This is a genomic window from Micromonospora pallida (assembly GCF_900090325.1).
Lineage (GTDB): Bacteria > Actinomycetota > Actinomycetes > Mycobacteriales > Micromonosporaceae > Micromonospora > Micromonospora pallida.
Window position 1 is genome coordinate 1,761,050 of sequence record NZ_FMHW01000002.1, and the last position, 22,481, is coordinate 1,783,530.

General features: G+C 71.5%; 18 protein-coding genes and 1 pseudogene. 13 read left to right on the forward strand and 6 right to left on the reverse strand.

The window, feature by feature from the left end:
• Nucleotides 1-18 precede the first annotated feature (18 nt).
• The 12 genes and pseudogenes from GA0074692_RS07620 (at nt 19) to GA0074692_RS07680 (ending at nt 13,660) form a co-directional block, all read left to right on the forward strand.
• Nucleotides 19-1,146 carry a type III polyketide synthase gene (locus tag GA0074692_RS07620; RefSeq protein ID WP_091640843.1) on the forward strand — a complete coding sequence of 376 codons (1,128 nt, stop codon included), beginning with the start codon at nt 19-21 and terminating at the stop codon, nt 1,144-1,146.
• Nucleotides 1,143-2,522, forward strand: coding sequence for a cytochrome P450 (locus tag GA0074692_RS07625; protein WP_176738346.1), 1,380 nt, complete (start codon nt 1,143-1,145; stop codon nt 2,520-2,522). The genes GA0074692_RS07620 and GA0074692_RS07625 overlap by 4 nt, the downstream gene beginning before the upstream one ends.
• 16 nt (nt 2,523-2,538) lie before the next feature.
• Entirely contained in the window at nt 2,539-3,315 is a 777-nt protein-coding gene (locus GA0074692_RS07630; protein ID WP_091640848.1) for a DUF4386 family protein, read from the forward strand.
• 64 nt (nt 3,316-3,379) lie between these two features.
• Nucleotides 3,380-4,650 (forward strand): annotated as a pseudogene (locus tag GA0074692_RS07635) (cytochrome P450).
• Between the two features lie 276 nt (nt 4,651-4,926).
• Complete coding sequence (locus GA0074692_RS07645; protein ID WP_091640856.1) at nt 4,927-5,610, forward strand: GntR family transcriptional regulator; 684 nt, start codon at nt 4,927-4,929, stop codon at nt 5,608-5,610.
• Entirely contained in the window at nt 5,607-6,569 is a 963-nt protein-coding gene (locus GA0074692_RS07650; protein ID WP_091640858.1) for a tripartite tricarboxylate transporter substrate binding protein, read from the forward strand. Before GA0074692_RS07645 ends, GA0074692_RS07650 begins: the two co-directional genes overlap by 4 nt.
• Nucleotides 6,570-6,571: 2 nt before the next feature.
• A complete protein-coding gene (locus tag GA0074692_RS07655; protein WP_091640861.1) occupies nt 6,572-7,060 on the forward strand; it encodes a tripartite tricarboxylate transporter TctB family protein in 489 nt (162 codons plus the stop codon).
• Entirely contained in the window at nt 7,057-8,586 is a 1,530-nt protein-coding gene (locus tag GA0074692_RS07660) for a tripartite tricarboxylate transporter permease (protein ID WP_091640864.1), read from the forward strand. Before GA0074692_RS07655 ends, GA0074692_RS07660 begins: the two co-directional genes overlap by 4 nt.
• Nucleotides 8,586-9,590 carry a sialidase family protein gene (locus GA0074692_RS07665; RefSeq protein WP_091640869.1) on the forward strand — a complete coding sequence of 335 codons (1,005 nt, stop codon included), beginning with the start codon at nt 8,586-8,588 and terminating at the stop codon, nt 9,588-9,590. The genes GA0074692_RS07660 and GA0074692_RS07665 overlap by 1 nt, the downstream gene beginning before the upstream one ends.
• A gap of 17 nt (nt 9,591-9,607) precedes the next feature.
• Nucleotides 9,608-10,486 carry a dihydrodipicolinate synthase family protein gene (locus tag GA0074692_RS07670; RefSeq protein ID WP_091640872.1) on the forward strand — a complete coding sequence of 293 codons (879 nt, stop codon included), beginning with the start codon at nt 9,608-9,610 and terminating at the stop codon, nt 10,484-10,486.
• A gap of 25 nt (nt 10,487-10,511) precedes the next feature.
• Complete coding sequence (locus tag GA0074692_RS07675; RefSeq protein ID WP_091640875.1) at nt 10,512-12,149, forward strand: fucose isomerase; 1,638 nt, start codon at nt 10,512-10,514, stop codon at nt 12,147-12,149.
• Entirely contained in the window at nt 12,149-13,660 is a 1,512-nt protein-coding gene (locus GA0074692_RS07680; RefSeq protein ID WP_091640879.1) for an FGGY-family carbohydrate kinase, read from the forward strand. The genes GA0074692_RS07675 and GA0074692_RS07680 overlap by 1 nt, the downstream gene beginning before the upstream one ends.
• A gap of 48 nt (nt 13,661-13,708) precedes the next feature.
• Here the strand turns inward: GA0074692_RS07680 and GA0074692_RS07685 are convergent, their stop codons facing one another.
• The 3 genes from GA0074692_RS07685 to GA0074692_RS34605 form a co-directional block, all read right to left on the reverse strand.
• Entirely contained in the window at nt 13,709-14,329 is a 621-nt protein-coding gene (locus GA0074692_RS07685) for an L-threonylcarbamoyladenylate synthase (RefSeq protein WP_091652885.1), read from the reverse strand.
• 137 nt (nt 14,330-14,466) lie between these two features.
• A complete protein-coding gene (locus tag GA0074692_RS07690) occupies nt 14,467-15,429 on the reverse strand; it encodes a golvesin C-terminal-like domain-containing protein (RefSeq protein ID WP_091640883.1) in 963 nt (320 codons plus the stop codon).
• On the reverse strand, nt 15,429-15,599 hold the full coding sequence (locus tag GA0074692_RS34605; protein ID WP_176738347.1) for a hypothetical protein: 171 nt from the start codon (nt 15,597-15,599) through the stop codon (nt 15,429-15,431). Before GA0074692_RS34605 ends, GA0074692_RS07690 begins: the two co-directional genes overlap by 1 nt.
• A gap of 358 nt (nt 15,600-15,957) precedes the next feature.
• Here GA0074692_RS34605 and GA0074692_RS07695 point away from each other — a divergent pair, with 358 nt between their 5' ends.
• Nucleotides 15,958-16,899: an FAD-dependent oxidoreductase gene (locus tag GA0074692_RS07695; protein WP_245730217.1), complete on the forward strand. Its 942-nt coding sequence runs from the start codon at nt 15,958-15,960 to the stop codon at nt 16,897-16,899.
• 61 nt (nt 16,900-16,960) lie between these two features.
• Here the strand turns inward: GA0074692_RS07695 and GA0074692_RS07700 are convergent, their stop codons facing one another.
• The 3 genes from GA0074692_RS07700 to GA0074692_RS07710 form a co-directional block, all read right to left on the reverse strand.
• Nucleotides 16,961-18,094, reverse strand: coding sequence for a sulfite oxidase (locus GA0074692_RS07700; RefSeq protein ID WP_091640889.1), 1,134 nt, complete (start codon nt 18,092-18,094; stop codon nt 16,961-16,963).
• Between the two features lie 127 nt (nt 18,095-18,221).
• Nucleotides 18,222-19,151 carry a diacylglycerol/lipid kinase family protein gene (locus GA0074692_RS07705; protein ID WP_091640896.1) on the reverse strand — a complete coding sequence of 310 codons (930 nt, stop codon included), beginning with the start codon at nt 19,149-19,151 and terminating at the stop codon, nt 18,222-18,224.
• A gap of 254 nt (nt 19,152-19,405) precedes the next feature.
• Nucleotides 19,406-22,270 (reverse strand): AfsR/SARP family transcriptional regulator, encoded by a 2,865-nt coding sequence (locus tag GA0074692_RS07710; protein ID WP_176738348.1) that lies wholly within the window; start codon nt 22,268-22,270, stop codon nt 19,406-19,408.
• Nucleotides 22,271-22,481 lie beyond the last annotated feature (211 nt).

Genomic DNA, 22,481 nt, shown 5'->3' on the forward strand with positions numbered 1-22,481 from the left:
TCCCTAGAAGGAGGACCGGTGCCGTACATCGTCGCCACCGAGACCAGCCTGCCCACCTACTACTACGATCAGCAGACCCTCGCCACGACGCTGAAGAAGTACTGCCAGGCGATCGGGCTCGACATCGACCTGGACATCATCGACAGTCTCTTCCACAACACCCAGATCGACGGCCGCTACTTCGCGATGCCGCTGGACACCTTCTTCGACCCGCCGCCGTTCAGCACCGTCGCCGCCCGCTGCGTCGAGGAGGCCGCGGACCTCTGCGAGAAGACCGTCCGCAAGCTGCTGGCCACCGCCGGCATCCACTCCACCGAGATCCACCAGTTCACCTCGATGCTCAGCACGGTGGTCTCGGTGCCGACCGTCGACGCGATCCTGATCAACCGGATCGAGTTCGCGCCCACCATGAAGCGGGTGCCGATCAACGGGCTGGGTTGCATGGCCGGCGTGGCCGGGCTGAGCCGGGTGGCCGACTACCTCAAGGGTCACCCCACCGAGGCGGTCATCCTGCTCACCTGCGAGCTGGGCGGCACCGCGTTCTGGCAGGGCGGCGTGCAGGGCTACCTCCAGGAGGCGCTCAACCGCGACCTGACCGAGAGCTCCTTCTACACCGACCTGGTGTCGCAGATCGTCACGGTCGCCCTGTTCGGCGACGGCGTGGCGGCGACCCTGATGGTCGGCGACGACCACCCGCTGGCGAAGCCCGGCCTGCCCCGGGTGGTGGACACCCGCTCCGGGTTCCTGCCGGACACCCTGCACGTCGCCGGGGTGGACGTGCTGGACAACGGGTTCCGCAACCGGTTGAGCGTGGACGTGCCCGGTCTGGCGAAGACCGGTCTCCGTCCGGTGCTCGACCCGCTGCTGGCCGACCATGGTCTCACCGTCGACCAGATCGGACACTGGCTGATCCACCCGGGTGGCCCGAAGGTGCTGACCGCGACGGCCGAGGAGTTCGGGCTGACCGCCGAGAATCTCAAGCTCAGCCAGCACGTCCTGCGCACCGTCGGCAACGTGTCCGGCCCGACCGTGCTGTACATGATGGACGAGACCTTCTCGTCGTACGAGCTGGAGCCCGGCACGTACGGGCTGGTGGTCGGGATGGGGCCGGGCTTCTCCCAAGAGGCGGTCCTGCTCCAGTGGTGACCGCGAACCCGACCGCGCCGCGGCTGGCTCCCGGGCCGCGCGGCACGTTCCTGCTCGGCAGCCTGCTCGACCTGCGGCGCGACCTGATCGGCTTCCTCGGTCAGGTCAGCGCCGAGTACGGCGACATCGTGCGGTTCACCGTCGCCGGGTTCACCGTGCACCTGGTCACCCATCCGGACCACCTGCGGCACGTGTTGCAGGTGAACAGCAAGAACTACGACAAGCAGTCGCACGAGTACCGGCCCCTCAAGCTCGCCTTCGGCGAGGGGCTGTTCACCAACGACGGCGACTCGTGGCTGCGGCAGCGGCGGTTGATGCAGCCGGCCTTCCACCGGCAGCGGATCCTCAAGCTCGGCGAGTTCATCGTGGCCGACGTGGTGGAGCGGATCGCCGGCTGGCAGTCGTACGCGGAACGCGGCGAGTCCCTCGACGTGGCCGCCGAGATGGTCAACCTGTCCATGAACGTGGCCACCAAGTCGCTGTTCAGCACCGGGCTGCGCGGCGATGGTGAGGTGGACACGATCGCCCGCAGCCTGGACACGGTGATCAACTACTGCCTCTACCGGACGATGGTGCCGTTCGCGCCGCCGCCGAAGGTGCCGACCCGGCGCAACCGGGACTTCACCACGGCCATGGCCGAGCTGGACGGCATCATCTACCGGATCATGGGGGAGCGGCGCGCGCAGGACACCCAGCCGTACGACCTGCTGTCGATGCTGCTGGAGGCGCGGGACGAGGACACCGGCGAGGGCATGTCGGACCGGCAGGTACGCGACGAGATCGCGACCCTGTTGCTCGGCGGCTACGAGACGACCTCCAACCAGCTCAGTTGGGCCTGGTACGAGCTGTCCCGCAACCCGGAGATCGAGGCGCGGCTGCACGAGGAACTCGACCGGGTGCTCGGCGACCGGCTGCCCACCGTGGCGGACGTGCCGCAGCTCGAGTACACCAACCGGGTGCTGGAGGAGACGTTGCGGCTCTACCCGGTGCCCTGGCTGGAGCGGCGGGCGGCCGGCACGGACACCCTCGGCGGGTACCACGTCAAGGCCGGTTCGCTGATCTACATCAGCCCGTACCTGACCCACCGGCACCCCGACTTCTGGGAGGACCCGGAGCGGTTCGACCCGGACCGGTTCACCCCGGAGCGGTCGGCCGACCGGCCCCGGTTCGCGTACTTCCCGTTCGGCGGCGGCCCCCGGTTGTGCATCGGCAACCGGCTCGCCCAACTGGAGGCGCAGCTCACCCTGGCGACCATCGCCCAGCGGTACCGGCTGCGCATGGTGCCGGGGCACCCGGTCGAAGCCAAGATGCAGGTCACCACCAGCCCCCGGCACGGGCTGAGGATGACCCTCGAACCACGCCGCCCGTCGGCCTGACGGGCGGCACGAGGAGATGTCCCGTATGCACGACAACCGGTTGAACAGACTCGGCGGCACCTGCGCGATCCTGGTGGGTGTCAGCTACGTCGTGGTCACCACCTTCTTCGTGCTCGACCCGACGCAGCTCATCCACGAGGACAAGCACCGGCTCTGGACCGAGCTGGCCGAGAACGGCACCCCCCGGATCCTGTACTACTGGGGGTACGCCCTCGGCGCGATCTTCGCGTTCGGGGCGATCCCAGCCATCGCCGACCTGGTCCGGGAGAAGCACGAGGGCTGGGTGCGCTGGACCACCGGTCTGGCGTACCTCTCCTTCGGGGTGACCGCGGTCGAGACGTTCCGGCTGGTCACCGCCACCCCGCTCTGGGCGGCCGACTACGCCGGCGGCGACGAGACGGTACGGACCGCGATCGTCACCACCGACCTGCTGCTGCGGCTGGACCCGGCGACCTGGCTGCGGTTCGGCGCGCTCGGGCCGTTCTTCCTGGTGGTGAACATCCTGGCGCTGCGGCACGGGCTGCTGAGTCGGCCGCTGACCTACGTCGGCATCGCGCTGGGTGTGCTGACCAGCACGGCGGCGCTCGGGGTGGCCTTCGGGATCGGGCCGATGGTGCTGGTCTCGGCGATCCTCGGCGGGGCCCTGGCCGCGCCGATCTGGTTCGTCTGGATCGGGGTGACGCTGCGTCGCGGTGTCCCCCGGGTGGCCGCCGCGGAGCCGGTGCCCGTCGGCGGGGCCGGCCAGCCACGGCGGGCCGCGCCCGCCCGCAAGAAGGAGGGGAGCAATGGCTGACCGTCACCCACCGGGGCCGAAGGGCGTCCCGGTGCTCGGCAACCTGCCCGGCCTCGGCCGGGGCATGGTGGAGTTCATGACGGAGACGGCGACGCACGGCGACATCGCGTCGTTCACCATCGGGCCGACCCGCAACTACCTGATCAGCAGTCCGGAGCACATCAACGACGTGCTGGTGCTGCGTCGGGACAAGTTCGCCAAGGACCCGCACGACCTGCGGACCCTCGGCCGGTGGATGGGCCGGGGGTTGCTCACCAGCGACGGCGCGCACCACCGCCGGCAGCGCAAGCTGGTGCAGCCGGCGTTCCGCCACCGGCGGATGACCGGGTACGGCGAGATCGCGGTGGACAGCACGCTGCGCCAGATCGAGAGCTGGCGGCCGGGCGAGGTGCACGACATGCACCACGAGATGATGAAGCTGACGTTGAACGTGGTGTCCCGGTCGATGTTCGGCAGCGGGGTCTCCGACGAGGAGGCACTGAAGGTCCAGCGGGCGGTCGCCGGCCTCCAGGACGTCGCCATCAACATCAGCAAGTTCGGCATGCTGGTGTCGCCGTGGCTGCTGCTGCCGCTGCATCAGCTCCTCAAACGCGGCACCCGGGTGCTCGACCAGGCGGTCATGCGGATCATCGCCGAGCGCCGGGCCAGCGGCACGGAGGACCAGGGCGACCTGCTGTCGATGTTCCTGCTGGCGCAGGACGAGGACGACGGCTCCGGCATGACCGACCAGCAGGTCCGCGACGAGACCGTGACCATCTTCGTCGCCGGTCAGGAGACCACCGCCAACGGGCTGACCTGGGCGTGGTACCTGCTCTCCCAGTACCCGGAGGTGGCCGAGAAGCTCGGCGCCGAGCTGGACGAGGTGCTGGGGGACCGGCCCCGACGGCGGAGGACCTGCCCCGGCTGCGGTACACCGGGATGGTCTTCAAGGAGGCGCTGCGCTGCTGCCCGCCCGCCTGGACGCTGAACAAGCGCACCCCGGTGGAGGACGTCGAGCTGGGCGGCTACCGGATCCGCAGGGGCAGCGGGATCTTCATCATGCCGTACGTGATGCACCACCTCGAGCGGTACTTCCCGGACCCGGACCGGTTCGACCCGGAGCGGTTCGCCCCCGAGCGGGAGGGACAGCTCCCCCGGTACGCGTTCATGCCGTTCGGTGGCGGGGAACGGATGTGCGTCGGGGCCGGCTTCGCCGAGATGGAGGCGAAGCTGATCCTGGCCACCCTCGCCCAGCGGTTCCGGTTCACCCTCGAACCGGACCAGAAGGTGGCGCTGAAGCCGCTGGTCACCCTCGCGCCGAAGTACGGGCTGCGGATGCGGCTGGCCGCCCGGTAGGGCGCCGTCGGCGGGGTGGTCACCACCGCCGCCCAGCGCGCACCGCCAACCCTCGCCAAGGGCCGATCCACCACCGGTGGGTCGGCCCTTCCGCTGTCCGCGCCGCCCGTCGTGGCACCGCTGGCGTCCCGGCTGGGGGGACCTCGTCCGGTCCGTCCGGTTCGCTCGGCGTGGCCTCCCGGCCAGAGGCGGTCTGGCCAGCGAAAATCAGTCCGTCAACCGTTGACCGTGCAGGTAACGCGGTGTTAACTGTCAACAGTTTCCAGGAGGTTTCCGGTGTTGAACGTCAGGCCCATCCGGGTGGAGTCGCTCGGCGAGAAGCTCGCCGGCGAGCTGCGTCGCCGCATCATCGTGGGCGACGTGCCGGCCAGCACGCGGCTCGTCGAGGAGGAACTCGCGGAGTCCTTCCGGGTCAGCCGTGGTCCGGTCCGGGACGCCATCCGGATCCTCCGTGCGGAGGGACTGGTCACCGGGACCGGTCGGAACGTGGTGACCCGGTCGCTCAGCACCGCCGACATCGACGAGCTGATGGCCCTGCGGGAGTCCTTCGAGCTGCTCGCCGTCGAGCGGGCCATCGACACCAACCTCGGCGACCTCACCGGGCGGCTGGCCGCCGCCCTGGTCGAGATGGACACGGCGGCGGCCGACCGGGACGCCACCGCGTTCACCACCGCCGACATCCGGTTCCACAGTTCCTTCTTCGAGGCCGCCGGCCTGACCCGGCTCGACGTCCTCTGGAATCAGTTCCGGCCCACCATCGAGGGCCTGCTGCACGCCTCCGGCAAGCAGATGGACGACCTCGCCCCGTCGGCGGGGGAGCACCACGACCTCGCGGCACTCATCGCCGCCGGCAAGGTCACCGACGTCAAGAACGAACTGCACCGACACCTGCGGAAGACCCGCTCGCGGCTCCAGGCCGCGGTTTCCCCACCCCCGTCCCAGAGGAAATCAGACCTATGAAGTCACGGATGTTCCGGATCGCCGCCCTGGCGGTCGCCGGCACACTCGCGTTCAGCGCATGCGCCAACCGCGGCGGCACCGAGGAGGCGTCGTCGGAGAACTACCCCGACAAGAACCTGACCATGGTGGTCCACGCGGGTGCGGGCGGCGGTTCCGACCTCACCGCCCGTACTCTCGCCAAGGAGCTGGAGGCCGACCTCGGCCAGTCCATCGTGGTGGAGAACCGTACCGGTGGCGGTGGCCGGGTCGGGCTGACCTACCTCAAGGAGCGCCCGGCCGACGGCTACTCCATCGGCTTCATCCCGGTCGAGGTGTCGATGCTGGGCCACCAGGGCGCGGACATCAAGCCCGACCAGTACACCATCCTCGGCCAGGTGATGAACGCCCCGGCGACGCTGTCGGTGCCGGCCAACAGCCCGTACCAGACGCTCCAGCAGTTCCTCGACGCCGCCAAGGCCAAGCCGGGCACCATCACCGTGTCCAACTCCGGCGCGGGCGCGATCTGGGAGGCCGCCACCCTCGCCCTCGGCGAGGCGGCCGGCGTGACCTTCAAGCCGGTCCCGTACGACGGTGGCGCCCCGGCCGTCGCGGCCGGCGTCTCCGGTGAGGTCCAGGCGGTCATGGCCGGCGTCAGCGAGTCCGCCACCGCCGCCAAGGACGGCCGGATGCGGGTCCTCGCGGTGCTCGCCCCCGAGCGGGTCGCCTCGCTGCCCGACGCGCCGACCGCCAAGGAACTCGGCCACGACATCGTCATCGGCGGTTGGGGCCTGATCGGCGCCCCGGCGGGCCTGCCCGCCGAGGTCAAGGAGAAGCTCGCCGCCGCCGTGCAGAAGGCCGCCTCGACGACCACGTTCAAGGACGTGATGACCAAGGCCGGCAACACCCCGATGGCCACCTCGCCCGACGAGGCGACCACCTTCGCCCAGTCCGAGTACGACCGGTTCGGCGAGATCTACTAGTCATGTCCGCCGACCAACCGGCTCCCGTCGCGGGTGACCGCAGCGCTGCCTCGCCGTTGCGCGAGGCAGCGCTGGGCGGGGTCTTCCTGCTGCTGGGCGTCGTCTTCCTTGTGCTGGCCCGCTCGATCGAGTTGCCGCAGCGGGCCATGGCGGTCAGTCCGCGGATCTGGCCGGAGGCCCTGGCCTTCGGGATCATCGGCCTGTCGGTGATCCAGATCGTCGCCAGTTTCGTCCGTACCCCCCGCGACGAGGAGCAGCCGGAGCCGGCCACCCGGATCGGGGTCCTGCAGGTCGCCGGGTTCGTCCTGGCCACCTTCGCCTTCGGCGTCCTCTGGTACTACGTCCACTTCCTGGTCTCCGCGATGATCTTCATCGCCGGGTTGACCTGGATCGCGGGCGGCCGGGGGATCAAGGACCTCGTTCTCTTCCCGGCCGGCATCACGGTGGTGCTCTACGCCCTCTTCGCGCTTCTTCTGAAGGTTCCGGTATGAACGCAATGGTCGAGGGCTTCGGTGCCCTCTTCACTCTCGAGATCGCGTTCTGTGTCCTGATCGGGGCCGCCATCGGCATGCTGGTCGGCGCGTTCCCCGGGATCAGCGCCACCATGGCGGTCGCCCTGGCCAGTGCCTTCACGCTGACCATGGACCCGGTGCCCGGCCTGGCCGTGCTGCTGACCATCCTCGTCGCGGCGCAGTTCGGCGACCGGGTGCCGGCGATCCTGATCAACACACCCGGCACCCCCGCCTCCATCGCGACCACCTTCGACGGGTACGCGCTGGCCCGGCAGGGGAAGGCGGGCATCGCGCTGACCGCCTCGGCGTACGCGTCGGCGATCGGCGGGTTCATCGGCATTGCGGTGCTGATGTTCGCCGCGGTCCCGCTGAGCAACCTCGCCGTCGAGTTCGGCTCGCCGGAGATGTTCGCCCTGGTCGTCTTCGGCCTGACCATGATGATCGAGGTGTCCGGCGGCAAGATCGTCAAGGGGCTGATCGCCGGTCTGCTCGGCCTGGCCCTGGGTACCATCGGCCGGGACCCGCTGGACGGCTCGGACCGGTTCACCTTCGGCATCCCGCAGTTGGTCGAGGGCATCCCGTTCATCGCGGTGATCATCGGCCTGTTCGGCATCGCCGAGGTCTTCGGCCAAATGCTCGAACGCGGCCACGCCCGGGACAAGGCCATACAGACCTTCGGCCGCTGGTGGCCCAACCGGGCGGAACTGCGCGGGATGGTCAAGCCGGTCGCGGTGGGCTCGGCCGTCGGCACGGTGGTGGGCGTACTGCCCGCGGCCGGCGGCGACATCGGCGGCATCGTTGCCTGGAACCAGGCGAAGAAGGTCTCCAAGGAGCCGGAGCGGTTCGGCAAAGGCTCCCTGGAAGGGCTGACCGCCGCCGACTCGTCGTCCAACGCCGGCGTGGGTGGGTCGGTGCTCACCACGCTCGCCCTGGGTGTGCCCGGCGACTCGGTGATGGCCGTGATGCTCGGTTCGATGATCATCTGGGGCATCCAGCCCGGCCCGATGCTCTTCTCGCAGCAGCCCGACCTGGTCTACTCGATCGCCGGCATCATGCTCTTCGCGACCGTGCTGACCCTGGGGATCAGCCTGCTGCGCATGCGTGGCGTGGCCAAGCTGCTGGAACTGCCCAACCGGTTCCTCTGGGTGGTCATCCTGACCTTCTGCGTCGTCGGCACGTACGCGGTCAACAACAGCGTCTTCGACGTCGGCCTGATGATCCTCTTCGGCGTGATCGGACTGCTCTTCCGCCGCTTCGGCTTCCCGGCCGGTCCGGTGGTGCTGGGGCTGATCCTGGGCCCGTTGGCCGAGCGGAACTTCCGCCGCTCGATGGAGATCGGCGGCCTGGAGACCATCTACACCAGCCCGATCGCGGTCGTGCTCATCACCATCGCGGTGCTGGCCATCGTGGTGCCCCGGGTGCGGGCCCGCTTCAAGGCCCGTCGGGTGAAGCCGACCGAGCACACCCCGGCCGAGGAGCAGGTCCGCACCGGGGTGAACGGTTGATGCGTCGGCACTTCGTCGTACGGGACGTGGCCGGCCAGTGCCACGGCAGCACAGTCTGCGCGGTGGACGGCCGCTTCGTGGTCGCCTGGTTCGAGGGCGACCACGAAGGGGCGGCCAACTCCCGGATCCGGCTCGCCACCGGGACCGGCGACGAGTGGTCCGCCCCGGTGGTGGTCAGCGGCGACCTCGCCCCCTGCTGGAACCCGGTGCTGCACCGGCGGACCGACGGTGACCTGCTGCTCTACTTCAAGGTCGGGACCACCATCGGCGCCTGGCGGACCTGGCTGGTGCGCTCGGCCGACGCGGGTCGTACCTGGTCGGCCCCGCGTCCGTTGGTCGACGGTGGCGAGGGCGGACGCGGCCCGGTGCGCGTTCCGCCCCTGCGGCTGCCCTCCGGGCGGCTGCTCGCCGGCGCCTCCACCGAGACCTGGGGCGAGCGGCCCCGCTGGGACGCCTTCGTCGACATCAGCGACGACGACGGCCTGACCTGGCGGCGCACCCCGGACGTGCCGATCGACCACGACTCCTTCCCCGGCGCCGGCGTCATCCAGCCCACCCTCTGGGCGACGCCGGACGGCTCGGTACGCCTGCTGGCCCGCAGCACCGCCGGTCGACTGGTCGCCTCGACCAGCACCGACGACGGCGAGACCTGGTCGCCGGGCGTGCCCAGCGCGATGCCGAACAACAACTCCGGTGTCAGCGCCTGCGCCGACGGGCACACGGTCCACCTCGCGCACAACCCGACCACCGGGGACTGGGCCTCCCGGGCCCCGCTGGTCGTCTCGGTCTCCACCGACGACGGCGACACCTGGCAGTCCTGGCTGACCCTGGAGGAGTCCACCGGCGAGGCCGAGCAGGAGGGCTACCAGCCGGCCGACTCGGGCGTCCGGACCACCGGCGTGAACGAGTTCTCCTACCCCTGTCTCGTCCGCACCCCCGACGGGCTCGCGGTCACCTACACCTGGCAGCGGCGCGGCATCGTGCTCGCCCTGCTCCACCCCTGACCCCCGGAGCCGATGTCATGACGGCGTACCCCGCCAGCAACCTGATCAGCGCCCTGCCCACCCTCTTCGACGCCCACGGCGAGGTCGACCTCGGCGCCACCAAGACCGCGTACGCGCAACTGGCCGAGACGCCCCTGGACGGGGTCTTCGTCGCCGGCACCACCGGCGAGTTCACCACCCTCACCGACGACGAGCGGCTGGCCGTGTGCGCGGTGGCCGCCGACGCCTTCGGCCCCGAGCGGACGTACTGGCACGTCGGCGCGGCCTCGACGCACCAGGCCGTCCGGCTCACCCGGACCGCCGTCGACCTGGGCGCCCGCCAGTTGGCTGTGCTGACCCCGTACTACTTCCCGGCGACCGAGGCGGCGCTGCTCGCGTACTACGAGCAGGTAGTTGCGGCGGCGGCCGGGGTGCCCGTCTACGGGTACCTCTTCGCCGCCCGGACCACCGTGGCGGTGCCCCCGGCGCTGCTCGCCGGACTCGCCGCGACCGGGCTCGCCGGCGTGAAGATCAGCGGCGAGAGCACCGCCCTGGTCGGCGAGTACGTCGCCGCGCTCGCCGACCGGGGTATCCCGGTCTACTCCGGCGCGGACGCCGAGTTCGCCGAGGTGGTGGCCGCCGGTGGAGCCGGCGTGGTCTCCGGGGTCAGCTCGGCCCTGCCGAAGCCCTTCCTCGAGGTCCGCGACGCGCTGCGCACCGGCGACGCGGACGCCCTCGCCGTGGCCCGCGAGCGCGCCCACCGGGCCGTCGCCGTCACCCGGCAGGGCAACCTCGCCCACCTCAAGGCGGTGCTCGAGCTGCGCGGCGTACCCGCCAGCGGGCTGCGGGCCCCGCTCGACGCGATCTCGCCGGAGGACCGGCGCGCACTCGAAGCCGACGTCGCCGACCTTCTCTGACCGACCGTCCATCCCGGGAGCCACCATGAGCAGTAGTTACGCCTTCCCCGTCCTGGCCGACGAGGCCTCCGCCGAACCCGGCGTCGTCTACACCGTCGCCAGCGGCGACCTGCGGCTGAGCGCCAACCAGACCTGCTGGCCCACGCAGCGGCAGTTCGAGGCCGACCTGGAGCGGGCGGTCACCGCCCTGGGCGCGCGGATCCGCCGCGCCCACCCGGTCGACGCCGAGCAGAAGCACGGCTTCATCGCCAGCCAGCGTCAGGGCATCGAGGTCTTCAAGACCATCCCGCCGGACGCCCCGGTGATCGTCGCCGAGGCGGTCTGGCAGTACAGCCACCACGTGCTCGCCGGGCTGCGGACCCACCGGGGACCGATCCTGGTGGTCGCCAACTGGAGCGGCGAGTTCCCCGGCCTGGTCGGCCTGCTCGGGCTGACCGCCAGCCTGACCAAGGCCGGCGTCGCGCACTCCATCCTGTGGAGCCCGGACTTCACCGACGACTGGGCCCTGGCGGGGCTGCGGACCTGGCTGGAGACCGGCACGCTGACCCACGACCAGAGCCACGTGCGGGACCTGCCGACCCTGCCGGACACCGAGGAGGTCGCGCTCGGCCGGGCCCTGGCCGCCCAGCTCCAGCGGGAGAAGGCGATCATCGGCGTCTTCGACGAGGGCTGCATGGGCATGTACAACGCCATCATCGACGACGAACTGCTCAACCCGCTCGGCATCTACAAGGAGCGGCTGTCGCAGAGCGCGCTCGTCGCCGAGATGAACCGGGTGCCGGAGGAGGAGGCCCAGGCCGTCCGGGACTGGCTCGACAAGGCCGGGATGACCTTCCACACCGGCACCGACGAGGCCACCGAGCTGACCGACGCCCAGCTGCTCAGCCAGTTCAAGATGTACGTCGCGGCGCTGCGCATCTCCGACGACTTCGGCCTCGACGCGGTGGGCATCCAGTACCAGCAGGGCCTGAAGGACACCGTCCCGGCCAGCGACCTGGTCGAGGGGCTGCTGAACAACGTCCACCGCCCGCCGGTACGCAGCCGCGACGGGGCCCGGGAACTCTACGCCGACCAGCCGCTGCCGCACTTCAACGAGGTGGACGAGGGCGTCGCGGTGGACTCCCTGGTCACCAACCGGATCTGGACGGCGATGGGCTTCGACCCGGCCACCACCTTGCACGACATCCGCTGGGGTGAGGACTACGACGGCCGGTTCGTCTGGGTCATGGAGATCTCCGGTTCGGTGCCCGCCTCGCACAACGGTGGCTACGACAAGTCGTACAGCATGCGGCAGCCGCCGATGTTCTTCCCGCTCGGCGGCGGCACGCTCAGCGGCGTGTCCAAGCCGGGGGAGATCGTCTGGTCCCGGGTGTTCATCATGGACGGCGTGCTGCACGTCGACCTCGGTCGCGGCACTGCCGTGGAACTGCCGGCGGAGGAGACCCGCCGCCGGCTGGACGCCACCAACCCGGAGTGGCCGATCATGCACGCCGTCCTGCACGGCGTGGGCCGGGACCAGCTCATGGCCCGGCACAAGGCCAACCACCTCAATGTCGCCTACACCCCGGACGCCGACACGGCCGACAAGGCGTTGCTGGCCAAGGCGGCCCTGTTCGAGTCCCTCGGCGTGATCGTCCACCTCTGCGGGGACGTGCGGCTCTGATGGACCCGCTTCTGCTCGGCATCGACCTGGGCACCGGCAGCAGCAAGGGCGTCCTCACCGACCCCGCCGGCCGGGTGGTGGCCACCGCCGTCCGCCCCCGGCCGCGGTCGATGTCCATGCCCCGGCCCGGTTGGGCTGAGGTGGACGCCGAGGCGGTCTGGTGGGGTGACGTGGTCGCCATCGCCCGGGAACTGGTCGACGCCGCCGGTGGTACGCCGATCGCCGGCGTCTGCGTCAGCGGCGTCGGCCCCTGCCTGGTGCTCTGCGACGCCGACGACGTGCCGGTCCGGCCGGCGATCCTCTACGGCATCGACATGCGGGCCACCGCGGAGATCGACGAGCTGACGCAGCGGTACGGCGCGGAGGCGGTGCTCGACCGTAGCGCCACCCCGATCACCACCCAGGCGGTCGGCCCGAAGGCGCTCTGGGTGCGCCGCCACGAACCGGCGGTGTGGGCGCGCGCGGCCCGCTGGTACAACTCCAGCTCGTACGTGGTACGAAAGCTGACCGGTGAGTACGTCCTCGACCACCACACCGCCAGCCAGTCGGTGCCGCTGTACGACATCGAGGCCCGGCGCTGGCACCAGCCCTGGTACGACGACATCATGGGCGACCTGCCCGCGCCCCGGCTGGCCTGGTCGGCCGAGGTCGTGGGCACGGTCACCGCGGCGGCGGCCGAGGCCACCGGGCTGCCGGTGGGCACCCCGGTCTGCGCCGGCACGGTGGACGCCTGGGCCGAGTCGTTCAGCGTCGGGGTGCGCCACCCCGGCGACCTGATGCTCATGTACGGCTCGACGATGTTCTTCGTCCAGGTGCTGCGGGACCTGGCCCGGCATCCGCAGTTGTGGAACACGGCGGGGGTGGGGCCGGACGCGTACTGCCTGGCGGCGGGGATGTCCACCTCGGGCAGCCTCACCGGCTGGGTACAGGAGTTGGTCGGCGAGGTGCCGTTCGAGACCCTGGTGGCGGAGGCGGCGCGGGTGCCGGCCGGCGCCGACGGGTTGCTGCTGCTGCCGTACTTCGCGGGGGAGCGGACCCCGATCTTCGACCCGCACGCGCGGGGCGTGGTCGCCGGGCTCACCCTGCGGCACGGACGGGGGCACCTGTTCCGCGCGGTGTACGAGGGCATCGCGTTCGGCATCCGGCAGATCCTGGAGCTGCTGGACACCGAGACGAACCCGGTGCGCCGGCTGGTCGCCGTGGGCGGCGGGACCCAGGGCGGGCTCTGGACCCAGATCGTCAGCGACGTTACCGGCCGGGTGCAGGAGGTGCCGGAGGTGACCATCGGGGCCAGCTACGGCGACGCCCTGATGGCCGGCGTCGGTGTCGGTCTGGTGCCGCCGGACACGGACTGGACGGTGCCCGGTGTGACGGTGACGCCGGATCCGACGGTGCGGGACACCTACGACCTGCTGTTCGAGCAGTACACGTCGCTCTACCGGGACACCCGCGCGCAGGTGCACACCCTGGCCCGACTCCAGTCCGGGAACGCCCCCGCCGATTCGCACTGAGGCCGTCGCGGCCGGTGCCCGGAGTCCCCTCCGCGTACCGGCCGTCGGTCACTCGAAGCGCGTCGGATCCCCGGCGCCACGCCGGACGACCTCCGCCTCGCCCTGCGAGAAGTCGATGACCGTGGTCGGTTCCGTGCCGCACTCGCCGGAGTCGACCACGGCGTCGACGGCGTGGTCGAGCGTCTCCTTGATCGACCAGCCCTCGGTCATCGGCTCGGTCTCGCCTGGCAGCAGCAGGGTGCTGGAAACCAGCGGCTCACCCAACTCGGCCAGGATCGCCTGGGTGACCGTGTGCGCGGGGATGCGTACCCCGACGGTCTTCCGCTTCGGGTGCAGCAGCCGGCGGGGGACCTCTTTGGTCGCCGGCAGGATGAACGTGTAGCTGCCGGGGGTCGCCGCCTTGAGCGAGCGGAACAGCGCGTTGTTGATCTGCACGAACTGCCCGAGCTGGGCGAAGTCCCGGCAGACCAGGGTGAAGTGGTGGTCGTCGTCGAGGTGGCGGATCTGGCGGATCCGGTCGATGCCGGCCTTGTTGCCGAGTTGGCAGCCGAGCGCGAAGCACGAGTCGGTCGGGTAGGCGATCAAACCGCCGTCGCGGACGATCCCGACCACCTGGCCGATACTGCGGGGCTGTGGGTTGTCCGGGTGCACGTCGAAGTACCTCGCCATGCGCCGGAGCATAGAAGCGCACGTCGCCGGGGCGCCAACCGGCCCCGGCTGACGCCGTCGGCGGTGGCCTCGGACGGGGCCGGAGTACCCGTACCGCTCGGGGTGCCGCACCCACCCCGAGCGGTACGGGCGCGACATCAGACCCGGGTGACCCGGATGGCGTCGGCGATGACCAGGCCGGCCGCGCTGGTCCACCGGCTGACCCCGACGCGGTTCGCGTCGCCGGCCGGGAGGGTGAACGTGCCGAGGGTGCGCCACGAGCCACCGGTGCGCTGGTCGACGTAGATCGTCCGGTTGCCGGTCGTGGTCGAGATGATGTACGGCGTGGAGCTGTTGTAGCCGGAGACACCCGGCCACCAGGCGTCCACCCGGTAGTTCGCGGTCGCCGGGATGTTCACCTTGTACCAGGCGACGTCGCTGGACAGGGTGGGGTTGGCGTACCGGTAGTCGGCGCCGTACCGCTGCCCGGAGTACGTCGAGACACCCCAGGCGGAGCTGGCGGTGAACCGGCCGGCGGTGGTGTTGTCGACGATGGTGCTCCACGTGCCGCCGCCACCCGACATCTTGGCGGCCACGTCGGCCCGCATGACGTTCAGGTCGATGAACGACGGGTCGATCTTGCCGGTCGTGCTCGTCTCCCGGTGTCCCCGGGCGTAGCTGGAGTCCTTGCCCAGCTGCTTGAGGACGGCGGCGGTCGCGGCGATCGAGGCGTTGTACTGCGCCGAGGTCATCTCCTGGCTCACGCCGTTGTAGTCGATCTCCCAGCCGATCAGCATCGTGTTGCCGTCTCCGGCGGGGATCGGCCCGCTGGCCCGGGCGGTGCCCGCGTGGTTGCAGCGGCCGGCCGAGATGACGTGGAAGACGCCGTGGTAGTCGACCAGCGCCTGGCAGAGCGGGCCGGGCAGGTCGGAGCGGCCGTTGATGCAGACGTTGAGGGCCGGGTGCGGGTTCGTGGCGCTCGAGGTGGCGGCGGTGTGGTGCCAGAGCACGCCGATCGGGTTGAAGTCACCCGGCCGCATCCGGTTCAGCCAGTCGCCCTCGACGACCACCTGCACGCCGGCGCCGCGCAGCACGTCCACGAGCCAGGGGATGGTGGCCATCAGGCCTCCTCGAGCAGGTCGGCCAGGCATTCGATGCGCTTGGCGCGGGTGGTGGCCGGCGCGGCGCTCGCCGGGGCGGGCACAGCGGCGGCGGCGGACGCGGCGACCACGATGGCCGGAATGCCGAGGAGACCTCGGCGCCGCAGTCGGGGGGTACGTGAGGTGGCCACGGCGCTCCTTCGGAACGGGGGTCCGGGGGTGTACCAGGTCGGCGACCAGGTTGATCGGCACGGTATATCCTCACGCCCATCTATGTCGATAGTCTTCGTGACTGTTTATCTCGGTGAAACTCTCCGACGATCACCAGTTCACTTCGGGTGGACCGGCCCCGGTGCTCCGGGTGACCCCGCTCGCCGGGGGTGGCGCGGCCCGCCGGTGCGGTCGTCGGGTCGGATGGCCGACCGAAGGTTGGAGTGGCCGGCCGACCCGGCCAGCATGGATCGCCGGGGGCACCGCGGACGTGGGGCGGCTGTCGACCGGGTGCGCTGACCCGGCACGATGCCAGGTGGAAACGGGAGGTGCACTGTGGTGGATGTCATCGTCGTCGGAGCCGGCATCGTCGGGTTGACCACGGCCGTTCGATTGCAGGAACAGGGCGCGCGGGTCACCGTGCTCACCGCCGACCCGCCGGAGCGGCTGGTGTCGACGGTGGCGGCGGCGGTCTGGTACCCGACCCACACCGACGCCGACCCACGCGTGCTGCGCTGGGCTGCAGCCACCTACGAGGAGTTCCGTCGGCAGGCCGCCGACGGGGTGCCCGGGGTGCTGCTGCGTCAGACCCGGATGTTCCAGCGCGGAGCCGTCGACGGCCTGCCCTGGTGGGCGGAGGCGGCCGGGGACGTGCGGGCCGTCGACGCCCCGGCACCGTACACCCGGGAGCTGCGCTTCGTGGCGCCGCTGGCGGAGACGGCCACGTACCTCGACTGGCTGCACCACCGGGTGGTCGACGGCGGCGGCACGGTGGTGCGCCGCCGGGTGGAGCGCCTGGACGACCTCTTTGCCGAGGCGCCCGTCGTGGTCAATGCCGCCGGCCTGGCCGCCGGTGCGCTCTGCGGCGACCCGACCGTCCTGCCGGTACGCGGCATGGTGGTGCTGGTCGGCAACCCCGGCCTGGAGGTGTCCGTCCGCGACGAGGACGACCCGGCGGGGATCACCTACGTCCACCCGCGCAGCCGGGACGTGGTGCTCGGCGGCACCTTCGAGCCCGGCCGGGCCGACGTCGACCCGGACCCGGCGGCCCGGGCCGGGATCCTCAGCCGGGCGATCGCGCTGGTGCCCGAACTCGCCGTGGCGCCGGTGCTCGGGGAGCGGATCGGCGTGCGGCCAGCCCGGGAGGGCGGTCCCCGGGTGGCGGCGGAGCGCCGGGACGGTGGACTGCTGGTGCACGCCTACGGACACGCCGGCGCGGGGATGACCCTGTCGTGGGGGAGCGCCGACGAGGTCTGCGCGCTGGTGCACGCCGGGCGGTGAGGCCGTGGCGTGGTCCGGGGCCGTCCGTGCCCCGGACCACGGGCCAGCCGCCATGACCCTCTCACGCGGGGGGCGGGGCGAGCACCGTCACCGGGTGTCGGACGATCCCGTCGAAGAGGTAGCCGAGATCGTTGGCGGTGGCCCGGTCGGCCTGGCCGGCCCCGGTCGCGTCGGTAGCCCGGGCCCGCAGGATCCACCGTCCGGGGGCGGGTGGCCGCCACCGGAACCGCCACCGCTGCCAGGCGCCGCCCCGGTCGGCGGCGACCAGGCGGGCGGGCCGCCAGTCGTCCGCGTCGGCGTCGTCGGGACGGATGCTGACCTCGACGGACCGGATCGGGCCGTGCCCGGACCAGGAACGGCCGCGCAGCACCACCTCCCGGCCGCCCGGCACCCGGGCGTCCCACGGCAGTTCGAAGGCGCTCTTGACCCCGACGGCGGCCAGCGGCACTCCGGCGCCGTCCGGCTGCCCGGGGCCGAACATGCGGTAGAGGCGGGTGTTCCACGGCGAGAACAGCGGGGTGGCGGAGACCTCGATCGAGCCGACCCACTTGACCGAGGAGATGCCGACCCAGCCGGGCACCACCACCCGTACCGGGAAGCCGTGGTCGGCGGGGAGTGGTCGGCCGTTCATCTCGTACGCCAGCAGCACGTCGTGCAGCGCCTTGCCGATCGGCAACGGGCGGCGGACCCGGCCGAGGTTCACCCCGCCGGTGACGTACTCCGGGTCGAGTCCCTCCGGCTGCACGTCGACCGCGGCGTCGGTGAGGCCGGCCCGGTGCAGCACCGTCGACAGCCGGACGCCCCGCCACCGCGCCACCCCGACCGCACCCAGCCCCCAGGGCGCCCCCGGTGCCGGCTCACCCTGCTGACTGGCGAAGAACCGCCGGCCGTTGCCGGCGCACTCGATGAGCGCGACGCTCTCCTCGGCGGGCAGTTCGCGCAGGTCCCGGTAGCCGAACTCGATCGGCGTGTGGCGGGTGGGCGCGCCCCGGAGCCCGGTCCCGAACAGCCGCAGCCGCCAGGTGCCGGCGTCCAGCACCGGTGTGCGGGTGTGGTTGCGGACGAAGAACCGGTCGGTGGGGACCAGGTGGCCCTGCCCGGCCATCGCCGCCCAGTGCATCTCGGCGTTGCCGTCCTGTCGGGCGAGCAGCGCCTCGGGCAGCGGCTTGACGATCGACGACGGCGGCTCTGCCATCTGCGTCCACCCTCCGGCTCGACGTCCGCACCAAGTCCTATTCAAACAGTAGGGCTTACTTCGGGGTGGTCCGCCGTTCGGTCGACTGTGGATGGTCGATGGCTCCGCCGGTGCCGTCGGCGACGGGTCAGCGGTCCGGGCTGTCGACCGGAGCCATCACCCGTAGCGCGTTGGCAGCCAGGCCGAGCCGGATCGGGGTCTGTCCGCAGAGCTCGCCGTCGACCTCGACCCGCGCCGGGCGGTCGGTCTCCAGCCAGAGTTCGCGTACCGCGAGGAACGGTTCGTCGCCGAGCGTCCGACGGTGGCCGGTGGCCGCGTTGCGGGCCGTGTCGCTCAGCAGGCCCCGCCGGGTCGGCCCGCCAACCGGGTACGCCACCAGCAGCCGGTCGTCCGCGTCGGCGTCGGCGGTGATCCGCCGGCCGGCGTGGAACCCGCCGTTGGCCACGTACAGCTGGTGGGTGACGAACTCGCGCGTCCCACCGGCGGCCCGGACCGTGGCCCGCATCGGCCGGTGCCGGGCGAGCAGCGCCAGCGCGGTCAGCGGGTAGGCGAGTCGCCCGGTGACCCGCTTCAGCCGGGGCGGGGTCCGGAGCATGATGTCGGCGGAGAGTCCGATCCCGACGTGGTTGGCGAACGGCACGTCCCCGGCCAGACCGAGGTCGACGTCGATCACCTTGCCGTCGGTGAGGACCGCGACGGCTCCGTCGAGGTCGAGTGGGACGCCGACCGTCCGGGCGAAGTTGTTGGTGGTGCCGAGCGGTAGCAGGCCGAGCGCCATGTCCCGGTGGGCGAGCAACCGGGCGGCGGCGCTGAGCGTGCCGTCTCCGCCCCCGGCTACGAGCAGGTCCGGCGCCAGGCCGGCGGCGGCGGTGAGGCACTGGTCGAGTTCACCGGGACGGTCGACCGGGTACGTACCGAGCAGGTCGAAGCCGGCTGCTGCCAGTCGTGACCGTGCGTGATCGTAGAGCCGGCGACCCCGGCGGGAACGGGCGTTGATGACCAGCGCGGCGCGGCGGTTCCGCCGGATGGTCTCGCCCAGTTCCTCCTTGCTTCGCATGGGGCCCGACCCTATCGTCCGGGCCCCGTCTCCCCGTGGCCGGCACCCGCCTCGTCGACCGTGGACGGGACCGGACCCGGGGTCGTGCTTGCCGTCGGAAAACCGGAATCGTGGAGGTCGGTCTCCAGTTCCGGGCCTGACCGGCGCGGTGTGTCACACCGACTCAGTGCCACTCCCAATCGTTGCGGTAGGCGGTGGCCTGCGCCGTGAATTCCTGCATCGTGACTCCCTTTCGCGTTTCGGTGTCATCGACGTTAGTCCACACTCCGGAGGGTGTCTGCATTGTGGGGATCGGTTGACCGGTTCCGGCCACCGGCCGTCGATTCGAGGTCCGCGAGGGCGCCCCGGATGGTTGCCTCCAGGAGCGTCGGGCGCGGCTGCCGGCACAGCACGAGGGCGGTGTGCAGTGCCTTGCGGGCCCGTTCTACCTGGCCGAGGCCCTGGTAGCAGAGGCTGAGCCCGTGCAGGGCCTGGCCCTCGCCAGTGAGGTCGCCGAGCTGGCGGCTGGCCGCCAGTACCCCGGAGAACAGGGGCTCGGCGTCGGTGAACCGTTCCTGCCGTACCCGGAGCATGCCCTGCCAGAACAGTACCTGGGCTTCCAGCCGGGTCGATCCGCCAAGCCGACACATGTCCAATGCCTGACAGAAATAGCGATCGGCGGTCACATAATCCTGTTGGTTCAGATGTATTTGTCCGATACCGCGCAGGGCGATTGCGGCCGAGGTCCAGTCGCGGGCATCGATCAATTCCGGCAATACCTCCTTGTACCGGACGAGTGCCTCACGTTCGTGTCCCTTGATACGGCTCAACGAGGCGGCGAAGGCATTCACGAGGGCGCGTCCGTGCAGGCTGTCGGTGGTGGCGAAGATCTCCAGCGCCTGGGCGATGTACTCCTCGGCCCGGGCGAACTCGCGGCGGTCGGTGCTGTGCATGGCGAGGCGGTAGAGCATCGTCGCCTCACCGTGCCGGTCGTCGGCCGCCCGGGCGGCGTCGAGCGCCAGGACGAGCAGCTCGTGCCACTCCGTGAAGTAGCGTCGCATCTGGAACAGCGGCGAGGTGATGTTGACCAGCTCCCAGCAGGCCGCGGCGTGTCCCTCCTGCGCGGCCCGGCGGGCGACCACGGCCAGCGCGGTCCGTTCGCTCTCGAACCAGGTGACCGGCTCCTCGGCGGGGCGGATCCCCTGCGCGTCGTCGACCGCGTACCGTTCCGCGGGCACCAGGACCGTCCGGTACGGTCCGCCGTGCACGGCGCGGTACGCGCGGTCCGCCATGGACAGCCATGCCCCGAACACCCGGCCCCGCGCGGCGGCCAGCTCGGTGCTGTCGTCCTCGACGTCGGCGCGTTCGCGGGCGAACAGGCGCACGAGGTGGTGCAGGCGGAAGCGTGATCCGCTCACCGGGTCGGACTCGGCGACGTCCACCAGTTGTCCGTCGAACAGCTCCTCCAGCAGCGTCTCGCCCCGGGTGGGGCTGACGTCCAGCAGCGCCGCCGCGATCCAGGAGTCGGTGTAGGCCAGGTCGATGTGGCCGGTCAGGCGCAGCAGCCGCTGCGCCGCGGGGGAGAGGCCGGCGTAGCTGATCGACAGACTCGCCCGAACGTCCAGGTCGTGGTAGCTGAACTGGTCGAGCCGTCCGCTCTCGTCGCGCAACATCCGGCTCAGCTTGGCCACGCTCCAGTGCGGCTTGGCCGCGAGCCGGGCGCCGAGTACCCGCAGCGCGAGCGGCAGGAAACCACACTGTCGGCACAGTTCGGCCGCCGCCTCCGGCTCGGCCCGCAGCCGGGTGGGGCCGGCCACGTGCCCGAGCAGTTCCACCGCCTGCCCCGGCTCGAAGATCTCCAGCCGCAGGCCCGGGGCGCCGAAGGTCGAGCCGAGGTGGGTCCGGCCGTTGATGATCACGGCGCAGTGCTGCCCGGCCGGTACGAGCGGGGCGATCTGGTCGTCGGAGGCCGCATTGTCGAGCACCACCAGCACCCGACGTTCGGCGAGCAGGTCACGGTAGAGGTCGGCCCGTTCCTCGATGGTCTCCGGCACCGCCGCGCCGTCGACGCCGAGGGCACGCAGGAAGCGGCCGAGCACCTCGGCGGGGTCGATCGGGGTCCGGTGGTCCGGACCGCGCAGGTTGGCGTACATCTGCCCGTCCGGGAAGTCCTCCCGCAGGGTGTGCGCGACGTGCACCGACAGCGCCGTCTTGCCGACCCCGCCCGGACCGGTCACCGCCACCACCGCCACGCCGGTGCGGCCCGGCGCGGTGAGCAGCCGACGGATCCGGTCGATCTCCGCCGTACGGCCGGTGAAGTCGCTCACGTCCGGCGGCAGCAACCGGGGTACGCCGCCACGGAAGGTTCCGCCCGACTGCTCCGGGGCGGCGACCGGCAGGGGGTCGTCCGGGGCGGCGTTCGGCTCGCCCTCGCCCTCGCGCAGGATGGACAGGTGCAGCCGTTGGACGTCCGGCTGCGGGTCGACGCCGAACTCGTCGGCCAGCCACCGGCGCCACTCGTCGTAGTAGCTGAGCGCCTCGGCGCTGCGCCCCACCCTGGTCAGGGCCAGCATGAGCTGGCCGACGAGTCGCTCCCGGGCGGGGTTGACCCGCGCGGTGGCGAGGAGTTCGTCGACGATGCGCTGCTGGTTGCCGAGCCCCAGCTCCAGGTCGAACAGTTCCTCGGTCGCGGTCAGCCGGGCGGACTCCAGCCCCTGGCAGAGGGTCGCGCAGAGTTCGTTGGGGACGTCCCCGCCCAGCACCGGACCCCGCCACAGGTCGAGGGCCTGACGCAGGGTCCGGATGGCGGTCTTGCCGTCCCGCTCGGCCCGGGAGGCCCGGACCAGGGCGAGGAAGTGCTGCGCGTCGATCGCCTCGGGCGCGGACTCGAGCAGGTAGCCGCCGCCGCGGGTACGCAGCCGCACCGCAGCCTCGACGGGGCCGCTGAGCACGCCGCGCAGTTCGCTGACCCGCGTCTGCACGACGGCACGTGCCTGGCGCGGCGGCGAGTCGCCCCAGAGCAGGTCGATCAGCTGGTTGGCCGATACCAGTTCGTTGGCGCGGAGCGCGAGGATGCCGAGGATCAGACGCTGCTGGCGCCGGGCGAGCCGCACGGGAGAGCCGGCGTGCCACACCTCCACCGGCCCCAGTATGCGAACTTCCACCACACACCCCCCACGTTGGAGTTTCCGCGACGATACTCCTCGCGACGGTGTCCCCGCCCTACGTGTCGGGCCGCCGACTGGGTCGGAGCAGCTCCGAGGTACGTTTGCCGGCGTCGATGGAAGCGGGCGGGAAGCGTTTGGGAAGACCGCCCTTGCAACACTGTGGCGGGCCGGCTGTGGCGTGTCG